This window comes from Prevotella veroralis DSM 19559 = JCM 6290, from assembly GCF_000377625.1.
Taxonomy (GTDB): Bacteria; Bacteroidota; Bacteroidia; order Bacteroidales; family Bacteroidaceae; genus Prevotella; species Prevotella veroralis.
In genome coordinates, this window is the sequence record NZ_KB898325.1 from 384067 (window position 1) to 405234 (window position 21168).

General features: G+C 39.0%; 16 protein-coding genes. 6 read left to right on the top strand and 10 right to left on the bottom strand.

Annotated elements, in window-relative coordinates; genetic code table 11:
• Positions 1–11 precede the first annotated feature (11 nt).
• Positions 12–2066, bottom strand: coding sequence for a molecular chaperone HtpG (gene htpG, locus D464_RS0101700; protein WP_009434200.1), 2055 nt, complete (start codon positions 2064–2066; stop codon positions 12–14).
• 164 nt (positions 2067–2230) lie between these two features.
• Positions 2231–4441, bottom strand: a complete 2211-nt coding sequence (locus D464_RS0101705) for a RelA/SpoT family protein (RefSeq protein WP_026284603.1) — start codon at positions 4439–4441, stop codon at positions 2231–2233.
• Positions 4442–4582: 141 nt separating this feature from the next.
• Here D464_RS0101705 and D464_RS0101710 point away from each other — a divergent pair, with 141 nt between their 5' ends.
• Positions 4583–6100, top strand: a complete 1518-nt coding sequence (locus D464_RS0101710) for a DUF4301 family protein (protein WP_018909869.1) — start codon at positions 4583–4585, stop codon at positions 6098–6100.
• 573 nt (positions 6101–6673) lie between these two features.
• Positions 6674–8221 (top strand): Gfo/Idh/MocA family protein, encoded by a 1548-nt coding sequence (locus D464_RS0101715; RefSeq protein ID WP_018909870.1) that lies wholly within the window; start codon positions 6674–6676, stop codon positions 8219–8221.
• Positions 8222–8305: 84 nt separating this feature from the next.
• On the opposite strand, the gene D464_RS0101720 is transcribed toward D464_RS0101715, so the two are convergent.
• From D464_RS0101720 to D464_RS0101755, 7 genes are all read right to left on the bottom strand, one after another.
• Positions 8306–9379: an AAA family ATPase gene (locus tag D464_RS0101720; RefSeq protein ID WP_018909871.1), complete on the bottom strand. Its 1074-nt coding sequence runs from the start codon at positions 9377–9379 to the stop codon at positions 8306–8308.
• 88 nt (positions 9380–9467) lie between these two features.
• The gene (gene rplI / locus D464_RS0101725; protein WP_018909872.1) at positions 9468–9995 is read right to left on the bottom strand and encodes a 50S ribosomal protein L9; all 528 of its coding nucleotides are present in this window, start codon (positions 9993–9995) and stop codon (positions 9468–9470) included.
• Between the two features lie 15 nt (positions 9996–10010).
• Positions 10011–10280 carry a 30S ribosomal protein S18 gene (rpsR, locus tag D464_RS0101730; RefSeq protein ID WP_004353605.1) on the bottom strand — a complete coding sequence of 90 codons (270 nt, stop codon included), beginning with the start codon at positions 10278–10280 and terminating at the stop codon, positions 10011–10013.
• Between the two features lie 2 nt (positions 10281–10282).
• Positions 10283–10627 carry a 30S ribosomal protein S6 gene (rpsF, locus tag D464_RS0101735; protein WP_004383260.1) on the bottom strand — a complete coding sequence of 115 codons (345 nt, stop codon included), beginning with the start codon at positions 10625–10627 and terminating at the stop codon, positions 10283–10285.
• Positions 10628–11055: 428 nt separating this feature from the next.
• Positions 11056–11763 carry a response regulator transcription factor RprY gene (rprY, locus tag D464_RS0101745; RefSeq protein ID WP_004383261.1) on the bottom strand — a complete coding sequence of 236 codons (708 nt, stop codon included), beginning with the start codon at positions 11761–11763 and terminating at the stop codon, positions 11056–11058.
• Positions 11764–11782: 19 nt separating this feature from the next.
• Positions 11783–13345 carry a sensor histidine kinase gene (locus tag D464_RS0101750; protein WP_018909874.1) on the bottom strand — a complete coding sequence of 521 codons (1563 nt, stop codon included), beginning with the start codon at positions 13343–13345 and terminating at the stop codon, positions 11783–11785.
• 544 nt (positions 13346–13889) lie between these two features.
• Positions 13890–16052 carry an elongation factor G gene (locus tag D464_RS0101755; RefSeq protein WP_018909875.1) on the bottom strand — a complete coding sequence of 721 codons (2163 nt, stop codon included), beginning with the start codon at positions 16050–16052 and terminating at the stop codon, positions 13890–13892.
• A gap of 206 nt (positions 16053–16258) precedes the next feature.
• Here D464_RS0101755 and hemW point away from each other — a divergent pair, with 206 nt between their 5' ends.
• A complete protein-coding gene (gene hemW / locus D464_RS0101760; RefSeq protein WP_018909876.1) occupies positions 16259–17461 on the top strand; it encodes a radical SAM family heme chaperone HemW in 1203 nt (400 codons plus the stop codon).
• A 50-nt stretch (positions 17462–17511) separates the two neighbouring features.
• A complete protein-coding gene (locus D464_RS0101765) occupies positions 17512–17841 on the top strand; it encodes a hypothetical protein (RefSeq protein WP_018909877.1) in 330 nt (109 codons plus the stop codon).
• On the opposite strand, the gene D464_RS0101770 is transcribed toward D464_RS0101765, so the two are convergent.
• On the bottom strand, positions 17838–19052 hold the full coding sequence (locus D464_RS0101770) for a uracil-xanthine permease family protein (protein ID WP_024985710.1): 1215 nt from the start codon (positions 19050–19052) through the stop codon (positions 17838–17840). The two genes, D464_RS0101765 and D464_RS0101770, sit on opposite strands and share 4 nt — an antisense overlap.
• 206 nt (positions 19053–19258) lie before the next feature.
• Here D464_RS0101770 and D464_RS0101775 point away from each other — a divergent pair, with 206 nt between their 5' ends.
• On the top strand, positions 19259–20551 hold the full coding sequence (locus tag D464_RS0101775; RefSeq protein WP_018909879.1) for a serpin family protein: 1293 nt from the start codon (positions 19259–19261) through the stop codon (positions 20549–20551).
• Between the two features lie 91 nt (positions 20552–20642).
• Positions 20643–21080 carry a DUF6078 family protein gene (locus D464_RS0101780; RefSeq protein ID WP_024985709.1) on the top strand — a complete coding sequence of 146 codons (438 nt, stop codon included), beginning with the start codon at positions 20643–20645 and terminating at the stop codon, positions 21078–21080.
• Positions 21081–21168: the final 88 nt, after the last annotated feature.

Consider the following 21168-nt stretch of genomic DNA (forward strand, 5'->3'; position numbering starts at 1 on the left):
ATTGATTCACCTTATTTAATAAGACTAACAGAACGCTTCAAGAACTTGTCTAATGCAGCTCCCTGAAGCATACCATTCTGAAGCAATGCTAAATCAATGAGTTGATGAACAACCTCATTATCTTTTGCGCAAGCCTCGATAACGGTCTTCTTCTTGTCTTGCAATTCAGAGATTGACTTTTGCGTATTCTGTACATCGTCCTTCTCCTCCTGTGTCAATTCTTCAGCCTTCTTCTTGCTCTGAGCCTGTTGTAAAGCTGCAAGTCGTGCCTTCTGTCCCTTCAACTCACTAGCGATAGGCTCTAACTCCTTGGTTGTCCCTTCTGTTACCTCATTCAATACCCTCTTAATAAGTGGATGATCGGCATTCAATACAAAGTTATAAGCATCTGGCATTTGTGCATAGAAGCCCATTCCTTGCTGGAATTGACTCATCTCCTTCATACGACGCATATACTCGTTCTGTGTAATGAGCACCGGTTGGAAACTCTCACCCAGAGCCTGCACCTCTATATTGAACTCTGCCTTTTGTATCTTAGGCATCTGCGAACGGAAAGTCTCTGACAGATTGTCAGTCTCTTCTTCTGACAAATTATTCTTAGGTGCGTCTTCCTTCTGAATAATTCTATCAATAATATCTGAGTCAACACGAACGTAGCGTGTCTTCTCTAGTTTCTGTTCGAGCATTGACAACATTGGTACATCTAGCTGTCCACTTGCGTCAATAATGCTATATCCCTTTTGTTTTGCAGCCTCGATATAGGTGTACTGCTCTTCTTTATTAGTTGTATAAAGATTGACAAGCACTCCTTCTTTGTCTGTCTGATTATCTTTTACGAGAGTCTTGTACTCGTCTAACGTAAAGTATTTGCCTTCTGTATCTTTGATAAGCGCAAAGTCTTTTGCACGATCATAGAAATCAGCTTCTGACAACATACCATAGTTTATAAAGAGCTTCAAGTCGTCCCATTTCTTTTCATATTCCTTACGGTCTTCCTTGAAAATGCTTTGCAATCTGTCTGCTACCTTCTTGGTAATGTAAGATGCAATCTTCTTAACGTTTGAATCGCTCTGTAAGTAACTGCGACTGACGTTCAAAGGAATGTCTGGTGAATCAATCACACCATGTAACAATGTCAAGAACTCTGGTACTATTCCTTCCACCTGATCAGTAACGAAGACTTGATTGCAATAAAGTTGAATCTTGTTACGCTGTAACTCAATGTTATTTTTAATGCGTGGGAAGTAAAGAATACCCGTGAGATTGAATGGATAATCAACGTTTAAGTGAATCCAGAACAATGGTTCATCGTTCATTGGGAAGAGCGTCTGATAGAACTTCTTATAGTCCTCATCCTTTAGGCTTGATGGAGCTTTAACCCACAATGGTTCCACATCGTTAATAATGTTATCCTCATCAGTCTCAACACTCTTACCATCCTTCCACTCTGTTTTCTTACCAAAGGCAACAGGAACAGCCATGAACTTGCAATACTTATTCAGCAACTCCTCAATCTTAGACTTCTGCAAGAACTCTTTGCAATCATCATCGATGTAGAGAACAATATCACTTCCTCTGTCCGCCTTATCTGCGTCCTCAAGTGTATATTCTGGACTGCCATCGCAACTCCACTTTACAGCCTTACTACCCTCACGATAGCTCTTAGTAATGATTTCTACTTTCTTAGCTACCATGAATGAAGAATAGAAACCAAGTCCGAAGTGACCAATGATGGCTTCTGCCTTATCTTGATACTTCTCCAAGAAGTCGTTTACACCAGAGAAGGCTATCTGGTTAATATATTTCTCAATCTCTTCTGCAGTCATACCAATACCACGGTCACTAATGGTTAGTGTTCCTGCTTTCTCGTCCAAGGTGATACGAACGGTCAAATCGCCCAACTCGCCCTTAAAGTCGCCTGTTGCTGCAAGTGTCTTCAACTTCTGCGTTGCATCTACAGCATTAGAGACCATCTCACGTAAGAAGATGTCATGATCTGAGTATAAGAACTTTTTGATAACGGGGAAGATGTTCTCTGTCGTAACCCCAATATTTCCTTTTTGCATAGTTATATTTATTATAATTTTATATTCACACCGACTAAATTACAAATACCATGCCATAACAGGAAATAAAACTGATTGATAGTTCTTCGATATACTAAACGAAGAAGAGGCTTCCCTCGCAGGGAGGAAAGTCTCTTCTGTATCTAAAGGAAGCCTTACCTTATTTATATTCTAACGACTTCCTTCACTCCTTTTATCGTACGTAACTTCTTCATCAGAACGTTCAACTTAGAGTTATCGTCTAGCATAACAATTAGGTTACCAGAGAACAATCCATCATGTGAATCAATATTGATTGAACGCATGACGACTTTCTCATCTTTCGAAATAACATTCGTAATGTTACTTACAATACCAATGTCATCATTACCTATGATTCGTAAGGTGATAGCATATTGTGACGTTCCCTTCCCACTCCATCGAGCTTTCACAACACGATAGCCGAAGCGCTTACGCATTTCCGGAGCGTTGGGGCAATCGCAACGATGAATCTTAATACCGCCATTAACTGTCACGAATCCAAAGACTGAGTCACCATAGATGGGATGGCAACACTTAGCAAGAGAGAAGTCTAACCCTTTGAGGTTTTTATCAATAACTAAAACGTCATCGTTCTTCTTCAGAATGTCTGGCGTTGGGTTCTCATACTCAAAGTTCTTTGCACTTTCTGCCTCACGTGGTTGGTTAAGGTTATGAAGATGGTTATATATCTTCTGATATTCATCAATGACATAGTTAGGATCTAACTTACCATCAGCTATTTGTTGGTAAAATTCTGAACCTTCTTTAAACCCGAGCTTACGAATAAGGTGCCCCATTGAGGCTTCATCCACATCTATCTTCTTGTTCTTGAATCGACGTTCCAGCAACTCCTTTGCATAGAGTTTATCATTAGCTTGTGTTTCTTTCAACGCAAGACGAATCTTGGATTTAGCACGTGATGACTTGCAGACCTTCAACCACTCTTGTCGTGGTTTTTGTGTAGACGAAGTAAGAATCTCTACCATGTCACCACTATGTAGTTCCGTGCGGAAGGACACGTTCTTACCGTTAATCTTACCTCCTACGCACTGGTTACCCACACGTGAATGAATGTGATAAGCGAAGTCGAGCACCGTTGCACCCTTAGGAAACTTCAATAAGTCACCTTTCGGTGTAAAGACATATATCTCTTTGTCATAAAGATCAGATTTAAACTGATCCATGACTTCTAAATTATCTCCTGCTTCAAGGGCTGAACGTATGGAGGCTAGCCAGTCATCCATACCGCCCTCCGTCTTTACACCTTTATAACGCCAGTGAGCTGCTAAACCATGTTCGGCAATCTCATCCATACGCTCGGTACGTATTTGTACTTCAACCCACTTCTTCTCTGGACCTAGCACTGTGATGTGTAAACACTCATAGCCATTTGACTTTGGTACCGAAAGCCAATCTCTTAATCGCTTTGGATTAGGCTGATACATGTCGGTGACTATTGAATAAGCCTGCCAACATTGCATCTTCTCTTTGTCTTCTGGTGAGTCGAGGATAATGCGAATAGCAAAGAGATCATAGATACCCTCAAAGCCACATTTCTGTTTCTTCATCTTTTGCCAGATGGAGTGAATTGACTTTGTACGACCCTTTATATGGAACTTCAATCCTGCTGCTTTCAGATGTTCGCTAACAGGCGTAATGAACCGACTAATGTAAGCATCACGAGCCGTCTTAGTAGCATTAAGTTTATCTTTAATCAGATAGTAAGCATCATGCTCTAAGTACTTTAAGGATAAGTCCTCTAACTCGCTCTTTAGCTGATAGAGTCCTAGCTTATGTGCTAATGGGGCATATAGATAACTTGCCTCTTCTGACACCTTCTGCCTTGCCTCTGTATTCTCAACGTCTCGTATCTGACGCATGAGGTTAACTCGGTCGGCAATCATGATTAGAATTACACGCATATCCTCGGCAAAGGATAGCAACAGATTGCGGAAATTCTCACTCTCTATGATTGGTGTTCTTTGATAAAGAGTCTGTATATGAATTAAACCATGAATGATTCTAGAAACCCCTTCACCAAAAAGTTTATTTACATCTTCTAATGACAGATTATCATCCTGCACACTTTGATAAAGTAGAATGGCAATGACAGAGTCACGTTTAAGTCCAATATCCCTTACGGCAATAATGGCTGTTTGTATAGAGCAAAGTATCGGGTTCAAACCAAATACATTGCGTTGAATCTTATTATTAATAACAGATTCATCAAGATGTTTACGCAACTTTGGAAGGTCACTTTCTGCAAATAATGGCTCAAGAAGTCCCTTCAATTCTTCTAGTAATTGGTCGGATAAGAGTCTCTCTTCTTCCGTGTAAATGAATTTATCCTCCATAAGCATACCCATTATAGTTCGCAGACAAAGGTACAAGAAAAATGACACTTAAAGGAATAAAACTAGTAATTACTTGCTTGTTTACAAATTAATTCGTTATTTTTGCAATTACAAAACAATCTTTTTAAAACTTTATCGAATATGATGAACCCAACTGACCTAAGACAGATTACTAGTAAAGGAATAAGTGAAGAACAAATCAATAGACAGCTTGAAGAGTTTAAATTAGGATTTCCCTATTTAAAATTAGAAGCTGCTGCAACACCAACCAAAGGTATCATTTTGATAAATCGTGAAGAGCAAGAGAAGGTATGTAATATCTGGAAGACTTATCAAAGTGGAAATCATAGAGTTGTGAAGTTTGTACCTGCTTCGGGAGCTGCTAGTCGTATGTTTAAAGATCTGTTTGCTTTCCTTAATGGTGTAAACCAGGAGCCTGCAAATGACTTCGAAAGGGAGTTCTTTGACAATATACATGATTTTGCTTTCTTCAATGAGTTGAATCAGAAGTGTGAGCAGAATGAAAGGAAGAGCGTAGATGAATTGATGAAAGATGAGGACTATAAGCTGATCGTTGACACTTTATTAAATATAAGAGGTTTAAACTATGGGCAACTCCCCAAAGGTCTGCTTTCTTTCCACAAGTATGACGATGGCGTGCGCACACCGATTGAAGAACACTTAGTGGAGGCTGCACTTTATGCTGCTAGTAACAAGCAAGCATACGTACACTTCACTATCTCGCATGAACATCTAGAACTCTTTAAACAAAAGGTAACGGAGAAGATCGCACAATATGAAGCTAAATACGACGTTAAACTGAATGTCTCTTATTCTGAACAGAAACCTAGTACAGACACGATAGCTGTAAACCCAGACAACAGTCCTTTCCGCAACAATGATGGTTCTTTGCTCTTCCGTCCAGGCGGGCATGGCGCATTAATAGAGAACTTAAACGATCTCGAGGCTGATATTGTTTTCATCAAGAACATTGACAATGTAGTTCCTGATCGATTGAAGAAAGAGACTATCGACTGGAAGATGGTAATTGCAGGAAAACTCGTAGAACTACAGAAACAAACATTCGATTACTTACACCTGTTGGATAAGGGCTGTTATACACGTGCTGAGCTAGAGGAAATACTAAGTTTCTTACAGTATGACTTATTCTGCGAGAGTCGTGAAGCAAAGACATTAGACGACGCAGCACTTGCACAATATCTCTATGATAAGTTGAACCGACCAATGCGTGTATGTGGAATGGTTAAGAATGTGGGTGAACCAGGTGGTGGACCTTTCTTAGCTTATAACCATGATGGAACAATTAGTTTGCAGATTCTTGAAAGCTCACAGATTGATAAGAGCAATAAGGATTATGTGAAGATGTTTACTGATGGAACGCACTTCAATCCTGTGGATATTGTTTGCGCCATCAAGAACTATAAGGGCGAGCCCTTTGATTTAACAAAGCATGTTGATAAGTCAACTGGATTTATTAGTTCCAAGTCTAAGAACGGACGCGAACTGAAAGCTTTAGAATTACCTGGTCTCTGGAATGGAGCCATGAGCGACTGGAATACAATCTTCGTTGAAGTTCCACTTATCACTTTCAACCCCGTTAAAACAGTAAACGATTTACTGCGTGAACAGCATCAATAAGAATTTGTTGGGTCATGTACGCTAATCAACCCAATTAAACATTGATCCATCACTTGATTAATCAATCATAGAATAATTAATTAGGCTATAATCAATATGTGATTATGGCCTTTTTCATTTCCTTATTAGAAGGCTTTTATTCTCTAAGTTAAACAACGATTGTACTTATACTTAAAGTACGAAGGTACTTTAAGTTAATAATCTCTTCTATACAAGTTTGTATAATGAATTATACACGTTTGTATAATTGGTTATACACGTTTGTATAATTAGTTATACACGTTTGTATAATTGGTTATACACGTCTGTATAATTAGTTATACACGTCTGTATAATAGACTATACCAACGTGTATAAAGAGATACTTCCAATATAAAGACGATTCACTTCATTATATATAAAGGTAGTGAGCGTAACTATAAGTCCGATGCTTCTTATCTCATATTGCGGGGCGAGCATACAACTTATTTACGAAATTAAACTGCAAAGTATTTTCATGTCTTATTAATATTCAGTATCTTTGCCATGCAATTATAATTAAAAACCAATAATCAATAAATTAAAACCCGAACTATGAGAATTAAAAAGACATTTGCTGCAATACTCATTGCAGGCAGTTTCTTATTACCAACGAATGCTTTAGCACAATTCAATTGGCCTTACAAGATTGTTAACGGAAAGGCTGTCACAGAGATTCCAACCCGTCCTGCTGGTGAGCAAAGTGTTTTGAACCTTGTAACACCAAAGATGAAGGTTGTACGTGTAGCCTTCGTTGGACTTGGTATGCGTGGTCCAGGTGCCGTTGAACGATGGACGCATATCCCTGGAATACAAGTTATGGCGTTGTGTGACTTTGAGAAGGATCGTGCAGAAAGGTGTCAGCAATATTTACGTAAGGCTAGCATGCCTGCTGCGGATATCTATTCGGGCGAAGATGGTTACAAAGAATTGTGTAAGCGCAAAGATATAGACCTTGTTTATATTGCACCTGATTGGAAACATCATTTCCTGGTTGCAAAAGAAGCAATGACACATGGTAAGCACGTTGCAATAGAAGTTCCTGCAGCAATGAATATGTCAGAGATATGGCAACTCATCGAATTATCTGAGAAGAATCGACTACATTGTATGATGCTCGAGAACTGCTGCTATGACTTCTTTGAGTTGAACTCTTTAAACATGGCTCAGAAAGGTATCTTCGGTGAGATTCTTTATGTACAAGGAGCTTATCGCCACGACCTTACTCCGTTCTGGAATGCTTATTGGAAGAAGGATAAAGAGGATAAGTTAGGCTGGAGATTGGATTACAACCAGAAGTTCCGTGGTGATGTATATGCTACTCACGGCTTAGGTCCTATTGCACAAGTGTTAGACATTCACCGTGGCGATCGTATGAAGACGCTTATCGCAATGGATACAAAGTCAGTTAATGGTAAGATGCACGTTGAACAAATGAGCGGTGAGCCTTGTAAGGAGTTCCGCAATGGTGATCAAACCACAACGCTGATTAGCACAGAGAATGGAAAGGTAATCGAGATTATTCATAACGTAATGACTCCACAGCCTTACAATCGTATGTATCAGTTAACCGGAACAAAGGGTTTCGCTAATAAATATCCAGTTGAAGGCTATGCTCTATCATCTCAAGAACTTGCAAAAGCAGGTGTAACCCCTTCAGCAGATGACTTATCTGGGCACAGCTACTTATCAAGCAAGGATAGAGAAGCTTTGGAGAAGGCAAACGAAAGCCCTATCATCACAAAGTATGAGAAACAAGCGAAGGAAGTTGGTGGTCATGGCGGAATGGACTTCATCATGGATTCACGTCTAGTTTATTGCTTACAGAACGGCTTGCCATTGGATATTGATGTGTACGACTTAGCAGAATGGTGCTGTCTAGCCGAGTTAGGTTCTATCTCTATGGATAATGGTAATATCCCTGTGGAAGTACCTGACTTTACACGTGGTGAATGGAATAAGATTAAGGGTTTCCGTCATGCTTACGCATCTCCTGCTGACGAGGCACAGGCTAATGCTGATGCCGTTGCCTTTACCAACCAACTAAAAGAAAAGGGTAAGAAGTATTGGGAGAAGGTTGATAAAGCTGCAAAGAAGAAATAGAGTTTAGACCTTTGATATACTGAAAAGGTGCCACAACTGATCATACAGTTACGACACCTTTTAAGTTATGCTCAACTTAACCTCTTACTTTCTCAAGGCTAAGTTATAATTGTAATATTCTGTCTTACCCGTAATATCTTCTACAACCTCGATAAAGGGAGGGAAGTTGACATCTTCATGGTCAACAATGCCCTTCGTTTCAAGTATCTGAAGATTGCGCATTGGAGATAAATAAGTATCAAGCTCAAAGAATTGACCACGCCATATAAACGTTTTACGAATCTTATGGATTGATTGACGATAAGGGTCGGCTTGACGCATTAATGATTCATAGAGGTTATTATCAATCTGTCGCTCGGTAACTACCTGTGCATTGTTTGCTAAGGTCTTTTTCGTTGTACGAACATTAACAGAAACGCCGTTCAATGTACGACGACGAAGACGCACCTCACTACGTGGGTCGGATGTTAGATAAGTTTGAATGATCTCACTTTCTATAGCATCAGGAATATCACCTGTTAAGCGAACAATATATTTACGTTCTTCTACTATCTGCTGCGGGATCTCAAGTACATTCGATATCTCTTGAATAACACGATTGATCTTTGTATCAAAGTTCTCGTGGTTGTTGATTACACGTAGATGAGGATGCTCTGACCAGGCTTGAATGACTTTCTTATCAAGTTCACGTGCAAGCTCCAATCCTTCGGTACGCTCCGCATTGTTAGCCGTAGTATAGAATTGTTCTGCACCATCAGCAGCACTGACAAGGTGAAGTACCGCATCATATCTAGCACGTAACTTCTCCGAACAGGTTCCAACACCAGCCGTAATCTCATCCCACATTTCTGGTTTCATATAAGCAGAAATATCCATCGTTCCACGATCACAAACGATGATGGTTGGAGTAGTAATTGTTTCGGCTATCCGTGTAAACTTATCCTCCAAAGCAAGCTGCATTTCTAGTGTCGCCTTCTCTCCTTCATAAAAGAATGCGTGATTATCCGTAAGGTAATCCATACCTGCTTGGCTAAAGAGTGTTGGCACTTCTGGAATAATAAACACCTTGTAACCGAGACTGGAGAAATGCTCGATAATCTTGACAAGTGCTGTCGTTTTTCCGGCACAAGGTCCGCCGGTAAGTACTATTCGTTTCATAATAAACTAATAAATCCCTTCCACCCGGAAGTGAAAGGGACTATTATCTAACATTACTGCTTTACAGTGCAAAATGTCATTTGTTGAATTACTCAGCTGCTGGAGCTCCCTCCTCTGCAACAGGTGCCTCTGCAGGCTGCTCTACTGGAGCCTCCTCAACAGCAGGTGCTGGCTGGTTCTCTGCAACTACAGTTACAGGAATCTTAACCTCAACCTCCTTGTGGAAGTGAACAGTAGCTTCAGAAGTACCAACCTTCTTCATATCGTGCATTGTGACAATCTTGCGATCAACCTCAATACCACGCTTTGCAAGCTCTTCAACTACAGTTGCTGCATTAACAGAACCATAAGTTACACCAGTAGCTGATACCTTTGTTTCAATAACAAGTTCTACACCATCCAACTGTGATGCCTTCTTCTCTGCCTCAGCCTTAAGAGCTGCAAGTTTAGAAGCCTGCTGCTTTAAGTTCTCTGCCAACTGCTTCTTAGCTGAAGGAGATGCGATAACACCTTTACCTGTTGGAATGAGATAGTTACGACCGTAGCCGTTCTTTACATTAACGATATCGTTCTTGTATCCAAGACCGATAATATCTTCTTTTAATATAATCTCCATCTATTGACCTCCTTTTTACTTCATCAAATCGGTTACGTATGGAAGTAATGCAATCTGACGAGCACGCTTAACAGCCTGTGCCACACGACGCTGATACTTCAATGAAGTACCTGTGATACGACGAGGAAGGATCTTACCCTGCTCGTTAAGGAACTTCTTCAAGAACTCACCATCTTTGTAATCGATGTACTTAATACCGCTCTTCTTGAAACGGCAATACTTCTTCTTCTTTGTGTCGATAGAAGGAGCTGTCAAATAACGGATCTCTGATTTCTGCTCTGCCATAATTATGCCTCCTTTTTAGCTGCCCATTTAGCACGACGCTTCTCAGCATAAGCTGCAGAATACTTGTCCTGCTTAACGGTAATGTAACGAATAACCTTCTCGTCACGACGGAAGCCGGTTTCGAGAGTGTTAATAACTGATGGTTCTGCATTGAATTCTAACAATGCATAGAAGCCTGATGACTTCTTCTGAATGTTGTAAGCCAACTTCTTCAGACCCCAGATCTCTTCGTTCAAGATCTCAGCACCATTATCAGTGAGCAGTGTCTTGAATTTAGCGACCGCTTCCTTCATCTGTTCGTCAGATAAAACGGGAGTCAAAATGAAAACGGTTTCGTATTGATTCATACTACTTAATTATATAAAATGAATTAAAAATGCACCTTGCATACGCAAATGCAGCGCAAAAGTACTACTTTCCATGCAATTGACCAAATAATTTTAGTACTTTTGCTCATCGTATAGCATAATTACAGGTTCGTTATGAGAAGATATATCAAATATTTAGGTCTTATTGCCATCATCATTGGCATTCTCTTATTTACAATACATGCCATTATTTCCTTTCAAAGGAATACTCTATTATTCTCAGGTTTGATATTGATCATTGGTGGAACTATTGTATTTATAAAAGGTAACAAACTTGATTTACCTTGAATTCAAGCAACCATTAGATAACAAAAAGCAAAGCCCAATAGGATTGCATATTATGAAGATTCCTATTGGACTTTTACTTACTCCTATTAAATAGTTAATGTGTCATCAACTAGCAGTTCTCAATCTTCGTCTGGTACAATAAGCTTGTAGCCTTTACCATGGATATTTATAATCTCTATTTGATTATCTGGCTTCAAATGCTTACGGAGCTTTGTGATATACACATCCATTGAACGAGCATTGAAGTAATTATCATCAATCCAAATGGTCTTTAAGGCATAATCACGTTGGAGTATCTCATTAGAATGAGCACACAACAAAGCTAGTAATTCATTTTCCTTCGTAGTAAGCTTAGTTACTTTCTCTGGATTATTATCTAATGTCAACAATTGCTTCTGTGTATCGAAAGTAAACCGACCAATATTATACATAGTAGATTCTTTCGTCTTCTTTCCCTTTACACGACGAAGAATAGCCTCAATACGGAAAACCAGTTCTTCCATTGAGAAAGGTTTGGTGATATAGTCATCTGCACCAATCTTGAAGCCCTCAAGTATATCTTCTTTCAGTTGTTTTGCTGTAAGGAAGATAATTGGTATTTCTGCATTTGCTTGACGAATCTCTTGTGCTAGTGTGAATCCATCTTTCTTTGGCATCATCACATCAAGTACACAAATATCATACTTATTCTTCAAGAAAGCCTTATAGCCTACTTCACCATCTGGGCAAAGGTCAGCTTGAAAGCCTTTTGCCTGTAAATATTCACTCAATAGTGTTCCGAGGTTCTCGTCATCTTCACACAATAAAATCTTTAACTTATCATCCATAATCTATAACTTTTAATGTTTATACTTCATCTTCTATTTCTTCATCACGAATCACGGGAAGTTTTATAATAAACTTAGTTCCCTTACCAAACTCGCTTAATACTTTAATCTCACCACCATGTAAATCAACCATTCTCTTTACATAGGCTAAACCTAAACCGAATCCTTTTACATCATGCCTATTACCTGTATGTACACGATAGAACTTATCAAAAATCTTCTTTAAGTTTTCTTTCTTTATTCCCATACCTGTATCACGCACAGAAAGATAAAGGTGTTCATTCGTATTCCATGTCTTCAAATAGACATTTAATGGTTCATCTGGCTTTGCATACTTGACAGCATTATCCAAGAGATTAAATATCACATTCTGGAAATGCATCTCATCAACATACACGGTCGAATCAACAGCTTCAATCTCCGTATAGACTTTACCACCTGTATGTTCTACTCGCAGTGCGAAAGAGTGTGCAATAGTTTCAACCATTTCGTTTAAGTCTGTATATTTTTTCTTCAAAACAGCCTTCTTCCTATCGTACATACTCATCTGCAATACTTTCTCAACTAAGAAACGAAGGCGCTTAGCCTCATCGTTGATAACACCACCCAAGTGTTCCACCATCTTCGGAGACTTTTCCAAACTCTTGTCGTTCATCATCTGTGCCGCCAAAGAGATACTTGCAATAGGTGTCTTCAACTCATGTGTCATATTATTGATAAAATCGTTCTTTATCTCACTATAACGTTTCTGACGGAAGATTGTCACAATAGTGAAGATAAAAGTTACCAACAATACAAACGTGAAGATGATTGAAGGTATCATAAAACGAATACTAGAGAAGATGTAATTATTCATCTCAGGGAAGTGTACCTTCACAACTCCCATTCTACTCACTGGGTCATTACGGAATAACACCTGTGAATAAGTATTCTCTTCCCCATCCGATACATAATCTGGACAACGATAGACTTCACGACCATCTTGTGTTGTAACCGTAAAATGATAGGGGATGTTAATACCATTATTCATCATCTCCGCCTTTAAATCTTGATCCAACAATTTAAAGTTAATACGTTGTTTAAGAGGCTTATCTGATGCTGAATAAAGTATATTATAAACAACCTCCTCAAGCATAGCTTTCTGATAGACATAACGATTACGAACAATCTCTTGCATGTTACGTTTTGTAGCAGAAAGCGAATTACTATCATTACGGAGAATCATTGCCTTAGGGGTCAATGATGGCTTCGATTGCAATAACTTCGCTTCAAAAGAAGTATATGCATCGCCTTGACTATCTACTGCTGGAGTTTGATGTGTTGCAACGGAATTATCCTTTGAAGTTGAATGTTGTTCCGCCTGCTTACGCTCTTTCTTATTTACATCATCTTCTAAATAACGAAGGGTCTCATTCAATTCCATATTTCGAGAAGCCTGATAAAGAGCACGATTGACTGACTCGTCAAACTGTTCTTTCTTCATCTCAGCCATTTCTTCAATGTAATTGAGTTGGAGTAGGAGTAAGCCTAGGAATGATAATCCCATGATTACTGCAATAATCCAAATTGTCTTCTTCTTCATTATTACTACTTCTATTCGTATATGCTGCGGCTCCAGAATTATACTCGAATTACAGCTCTACTACGATGTTCACGATTGCAAAGATAATATTTTATTAATCCATTAACACATAAACGTTAATTAATAGAATGCAATTTTAATTAATTAACAATTTTGAGGATATATGATCAATGATTGTCAAGCATATCAAAATTATTGTATAAAGAGGAGGACTAAGAAAATGACAATAAGATTAAATGTTAAGTAAATACTATAAGTAAGTAATAAAGAACGACACTTCCTCTATCCACAGAGAAAGGATTAAGAGACATATTAACGTATAAGCAAGCCAAGATAAAGACATAAGAATACTTCAAATTAAACATCTATCATACTTTAACTTAAATGTCAAAAGGACTTTAAGTTAAACCTCAAAAGAACCTTAAGTTAAAGTAAAACTAAGCAATAATAGGGTACGCAAAAGAGGGCACATTACACTCTCATCATTACAAAATAAGAGTGAACGCACCCTTTGGATTACCCTATTAACCTTAAAATGATTATGCTATTCTTCTTCGTCTTTTACTTCAGCCTCATGCTCTGCAATTAGCTTCTGCTGTAGATCATTAGGAACAAGCTCATAACTAGCAAACTTAGTTGTAAAACTAGCTCTACCACCAGTGAGAGAGCTGAGAGAAATACTATAGTTAGCAAGCTCTTTTAGAGGAATCTTTGCTTGTAACTTCTGATAGCCTGCTTCTGAATCCATACCCATGATCATGGCACGACGTCCTTGTAAATCGCTCATCACATCGCCCATATAGTCACCTGGAACGTAGACTTCCAAGTCATAAATAGGTTCTAGAATCTTTGGACCAGCAGCTTTGAAGGCATCAGAGAAAGCATGGCGAGCTGCCAAAGTGAAAGAAAGTTCATTGGAGTCAACTGGGTGCATCTTACCATCGTAGACAATCACACGAACATCACGTGCATAACTACCAGTTAATGGTCCACGTTCCATACAGTCCATGACACCTTTTAATATAGCAGGCATAAAACGAGCATCAATAGCACCACCGACAACAGAATTGATAAACACGAGCTTTCCACTCCAAGGGAGATCACGCTCTTCACGTCCCTTGATATTCATCTTAAACTCTTGTCCGTTGAACTTATAGGTTGTTGGATCAGGCATTCCCTCTGCGTATGGCTCTACTATCAAATGAACCTCACCGAACTGACCAGCACCACCACTCTGCTTCTTATGACGATACTCTGCCTTTGCTTGCTTAGTTATCGTTTCACGATATGGAATCTTAGGTTCTTTAAAGGTTACCTGTAGCTTCTCATTATTCTCTAAACGCCATTTCAAAGTACGAAGATGGAACTCACCCTGTCCATGAACAATCGTTTGTTTCAACTCCTTACTTTGCTCAATAACCCACGTCGGATCCTCTTGATGCATCTTTAATAATGCTGCCATGAGTTTCTCCGTCTCTTGTGAACTCTTAGCCTCAATAGCTCTAGAGTATTTTGAATTAGGATATTTAATAAAGTCGAAACGCTGATCTGTCCCCTTACCATTGAGAGTGTTACCAGTCTTAACATCCTTCAACTTCACCATACAACCCAAATCACCAGCATTCAGCACATCAACAGGAATACGGTTAGCACCTGCACAAGCATAAAGCTGTCCAACGCGCTCTTTTGAACCGCGATCAGAGTTAGTGAGATCATCACCAGTCTTCACACAACCACTCATCACCTTAAAGTAACTTACTTCACCAATATGTGGTTCCATACCCGTCTTGAAGAAATAGAGTGATTCTGCACCTTTAGAATCAGGAGCGACCTCTTCACCACGTGTGTTATGCAGTTTAGGCATTTCGTCAACAAACGGAACGACGTTACCTAAGAACTCCATCAATCTACGAACACCCATGCTCTTACCAGCACATACACAGAAGACTGGGAATATAGAACGTGTAATGAGTCCTTTACGAATACCCTCACGCAACTCGTCTTCAGTGAGTGTTTCTTCTTCAAAGAACTTTTCCATCAATCCTTCATCATTCTCTGCTGCTGCCTCAACAAGTGCTTTATGAAGTTCCATAGCCTTATCCATCTGATCGGCTGGAATATCCTCAATGATTGGTTCTCCACCTTCTGGCTTCCAACTGTACTTCTTCATCAACAGAACATCAATCAGACTATTAAACCCTGATCCTGTCTCTAATGGATATTGTACTGGAACACATTTCGAGCCATAAATCTCTTGCATACTTGCTATAAGATTATCGAAGTCGCATTTGTCCGAGTCAAGTTGATTTATCAAGAAGATAACAGGCTTCTTTAGTTTCTCTGTATAGCGGAAGTTATTCTGTGTGCCAACCTCTGGTCCATATTGACCATTAATAAGAATGACAGCCTCATCGGTAACATTAAGAGCAGTGATAACACCACCAATAAAGTCATCGCTACCCGGACAATCAATAATGTTTAGCTTCTTGTTGTTCCATTCAACATGGACGACAGTTGGGAACACCGAGTAACCATACTCTTGTTCTACAGGGAAATAGTCACTAACCGTGTTCTTAGCTTCAACCGTACCACGCCGCTTGATAACACCAGCTTCGAATAACATACTTTCGGCAAGAGTTGTCTTGCCACTACCCGCACTGCCAACTAAGGCAATGTTCTTAATTTCGTTTGTCTGATATACCCTCATATCCGATAGATTTAAGCTATTAGTAATAAACTTATAATTTGCTTTTAGGTTATGAGCCTTAGCTCTTATTTTCAGTCGCCTAAGGTAGCCATTTCCTATGAAAGCACCAAAAGTTTTTACTCAAAAGGCGTTATTTTTTAAAACTTATTAGTACATTTGCAATGTTTCCCACAGCATTACATTATATATAACACAACATCAGAATCATGGCAGGCTTATATGTTCACGTTCCCTTCTGCGCAAGTCGCTGTATATATTGTGGCTTTTATTCTACTATTCCAACAAGACAAAAGGATAACGGACTTACAATAGAAGAACAATATGTAAATGCTCTTTGTAATGAGATGCAGCTTCGGGCGAACGAACTATATGAACCTATAAGGAGTATATATTTAGGAGGAGGTACTCCTTCGCAATTGGCATATAAGAGTCTACAACAGATATTTTCTACTATCAAGAAGGTGTTTCACATGACATGGAATAAGAATAATAGTCCTTTAGAAATAACCATGGAGTGTAACCCAGACGATGTAACAGAAACATTTGTACGTAACTTACAAAAGTTACCTATCAATAGAATATCTATGGGTGTTCAGACATTCTCGGATGAACGTCTACGTTTCTTACATAGAAGGCATACGGCAGATGAAGTTGAACTTGCAATAAAAAGATTACGTAAAATTGGAATTCATAATATATCTATTGATCTCATGTTTGGATTCCCAAACGAGACAATGAATGAATGGAAGTCGGACATTGATAGAGCTATCCAACTAGACGTTGAACACCTTTCTGCTTATAGTCTTATGTACGAAGAAGGTACTCCACTCTATCAGCTATTAAAGAATGGGAAGGTAAAAGAAATGGATGATGAACTTTATCGCCAAATGTATGATCTACTCATCAATAGTCTTACACAGGCAGGATATGAGCATTATGAGATTAGCAACTTTGCCAAACTCAAACATCAAAGATCAAACATCAAAGATCAACCTTCAAAGGTCAAAGACCAAAGTCCTTTCCGCTCTTTACACAATAGTTCTTATTGGCATAATGTGCCCTATATTGGACTTGGTGCTGCAGCCCACTCTTATAACAACAGTAAAAGAAGTTGGAATGTAGCAGATATCAAAGCCTATATTTCTGCATTAAAGGACAACAAACGTCCTTATGAAGAAGAATTTATAGATGAGGATACACATTATAATGATATGATAATGACGACTCTCCGCACTCAGGAAGGATTGCAATTATCTACACTTTCAGAGCCTTATCAAGACTATCTCATGCGGCTTACGAGACCTTTAATACAACAGAATTTACTAAAAGAAGATGATGGATGGCTTCATCTTACGCATAATGGAATATATGTTAGTGATACCATCATGAGTGATTTAATGAAGGTTTAATCCTTACATATCCATATCACCAATAGCATTTAACACATAATATTAGAAAGATGACTAACGAAGAATTTGAAACGAAATGGGCGGAGAACCGAAATGATGTTCTCGCTAACAATGAAGAATATCAACGCATTGCCAAAAGCTATAATAGCTGGGGAATGATAGACTATATCATCTTCATAATAGGATTCGTTATTTGTGAGAACTTTACAAAAGGGCTGGTGAACAATATAATCCTCCAATATCTTCTAGCACTTGTAGGCATGGTCATTATATGGCTTGGCTATCGCCTTATCAAAAGCATGCTTACTAGTAAAAAGACATTGGAGGACTTAGAGCGCAAGATTAAACAACAATATCGCGAATCCTTACGCAATTATTAGTCTTGCACTTTCTTTTCCTTTGCTGGAGGTAACAATAGGTTCAGAATAACACCAACGACTGCCGATAGTCCTATACCGCTAATAGAGAAACTACCCCATTGTAGTACGGCTCCTCCAATACCCATTGTCAACGTAATGGATATTATTATGATGTTGCGAGTACGGTTGAAGTCAACCTTATGCTGAATGAGGTTCTGAATACCTACAGAAGCGATGGTACCAAAGAGCAATAACATAATACCTCCTAACACGGCTGCAGGAATACTCTGTAAGAGAGCACTCAACTTACCAATAACCGAGAATACAATAGCTGTTGCAGCAGCAATACGAATTACTTGTGGGTGTGTTACCTTTGTAATACTCATCGCTCCCGTTACCTCACTATAGGTTGTAACTGGAGGTCCACCAAAGAAAGAAGCAGCCAAACAAGCCAAACCATCACCTAACATTGTGCGATGTAATCCTGGAGAGGCAGTGAAGTCCTTACCTGCAACAGCACTCACCACATAAATATCGCCTACATGCTCTATCACTGGTGCTATAGCCACAGGAATCATATAAAGGAATGGTTCCCAAGCGAATTGTAGTAGATGAAAGTCTGACAAGGCAGGAGGCAAAGCCAACCATGGCGCTGCCTCAACATGTGAGAAGTCAACAACTCCCATACAAATAGCAACGAGATAACCACAAATGATACCGCAGATAACAGGTACAAGTTTCATTAAACCATGCCCCAAAGACAATACACTCACAGCTACAGCTAATGAAACAAATGCCAATAACCAATTCGTCTTTGCCATATCAACAGCCGATGTCGATAATGACAAACCAATTAAAATAATTACTGGTCCTATAACGACTGGAGGAAATAACTTATCTAATAGTTTCTTTCCCTGCCACTTGATTAGTGCCGACATAACAAAGTAAACCAATGAAACTCCAGCTATTCCCGCAAGCGTACCGGGCATTCCCCATTGCTTTGAAGCAGCAATGATTGGTGCGATAAAGGCAAATGATGAACCTAAAAAAATAGGAACCTTACCTTTCGTAACCAAATGAAAGATAAAAGTTCCTATACCTGCTGTGAATAACGCTGTTGCTGGATCAAGCCCAACAAGCAAAGGGACGAGAACAGTAGCACCGAAAGCTACAAAGAGAAATTGCACTCCCACTATAGTTTTCCGTACTGGTGATAGTTTTAAATTATCCATGTATTGATTGATTAATATGAATATATACTAATAGTCAGTAGACTAAGAATGGTTTTCAACTGCAAATTTATAAAAAATTGTGCAGTACAGGGCTACAATACTAGAAAAGTTTAAGTATCACTTAAAAACATGCAATTAGAGAGTGACAAAAGAATATATTTTGTACCTTTGAAGCCTTAATCATTAATTTAAAACAACATTGCCTTATGAAAACAAGATTATTCTACCTCCCATTTCTATTGATATTTGCAAGCTGTATCAATACCAATCAGACTGCTAAAACACTCGAAGAAGCTGCTACTGAGGAAGAAGTCCCAGACTACACTCTTTCAACGGAAGAGAGCAAGCTCATATCTTCTTCTAACGCATTCGGACTAAAACTCTTTCAGCAACTATCCAATAAAGAGAACGAGAAGAGCATTGTATTCTCACCGACTGCCGTTATTTATTCCCTAAACATGCTAAACAATGGTGCTGCTGGGAAGACAAAGCAGGCATTATCCCATGTTCTTGGATATTCAAAAAAGCAACTTGAATATGTCAACAAACTTAATAAGAAGATACTTATAGGTCAAAGACGAGAGACCTTCTCCAATATAGGCGCAGGTAATTCAAAGGATAAGAAATCATCTAATGGGTATATGGTCACCGCTAACTTCATAGCTCTCAATGAGGCAACGGAACTATTACCCGAATATCAGAAAGCACTTCAAGATTATTACTTCACGAATATCATTGCCTCAGCTAACCAACAAGAAGAGAAGATAAAGGCTGATACCCTTTGTGCAAAGATAACGAAAGGTGACATCACAACACTACCAATAGATGTCTCAACTCCTTACTCTGCACAGATCATCAACGCTGTAGCTCTACGAATCCCATGGAGTTATGAGTTTATGGAAGAGAGTACAGATCTTCAAACTTTCTATAAGCAAGATGGTAAACAGACCAAGGTTCACATGATGCACACCGTTGATCAAGACAAGAACTTCCGAGGTTATGAAGGAAAGGAATACAAGGTTTTGACCTTAGGCATGCAGAATGGCTTCAATATGTATGTCGTTCTTCCTAACAAAGGCAATAAATTGGGAGACATCATCAACGACTTTAAGGACAGTACTCTCTATAACTTAACGAAACTACATAAGCAATATGACGAGGTGGAGATTGCTCTTCCTAAATTCTCAACATCTATCAAACTACCTTTGAAAGAGCTATACACCAAATCAGGATTAGGCGTTCTTTTCTCTCAACAAACAGCAGATTTCAGTCAGATGAGCCCGTCACCCTTATATATAGATAAGGTGTATCAACAGATCAGACTGGATGTTAATGAGAAAGGAGTAGCCGCAAAAGCTGTTCAATCAACCTCGATGATGACTCTTGGTATGACAACACACCCAACAAGATTCACATTTACAGCGGATCACCCATTCTTCTATTACATTACAGACCAATTCGGTAATGTATGCTTCATGGGTAAATTTATGGGCGAATGATTCCTTCCCAAATGTAAGTCAGTCATTTTACATCCCATATAGGACACCGCTATTATTGATATAACTATTTCTATATTCTATAAAAGCAAACATGGATAAATCAGCATTCAACTTCGATTCCGTCCCATCAATATGGGAACTTTGTTTCAACAAAGATTGCCCACACAAGGATACTTGTATGCGTTATTTCGTTGGACAACATCTACCGGAAGACAAAAACATAGGCTTAGCCGTCTTCCCCAATGCGCTACAAAACGGCAGATGCGAGTTTTATGTAGAGAAGAAAGTGATACGTGCAGCATGGGGATTCCATAATCTATTCCTCAATGTCAAGCATGTAGACGACACGCCGATACGCAGAGAAATACAGCAATATCTCGGAAGTCGCCCTACTTACTATCGTTATATGAACGGACAACTTACGCTCACTCCTGAACAACAAGCGGATATTATCGATATATTCCGCTCGTATGGTTACACCGAAAAGTTAAGTTTTGACAATTACATTGATCGTTACTCTTTCGAATAGAATAGTGTCTCATAGTCGTTTCAAAGCCTGAGACACACTGTTTCAGCCCATGAAACACATAGTCTCAGGCTTTGAAACTCACAGTCTC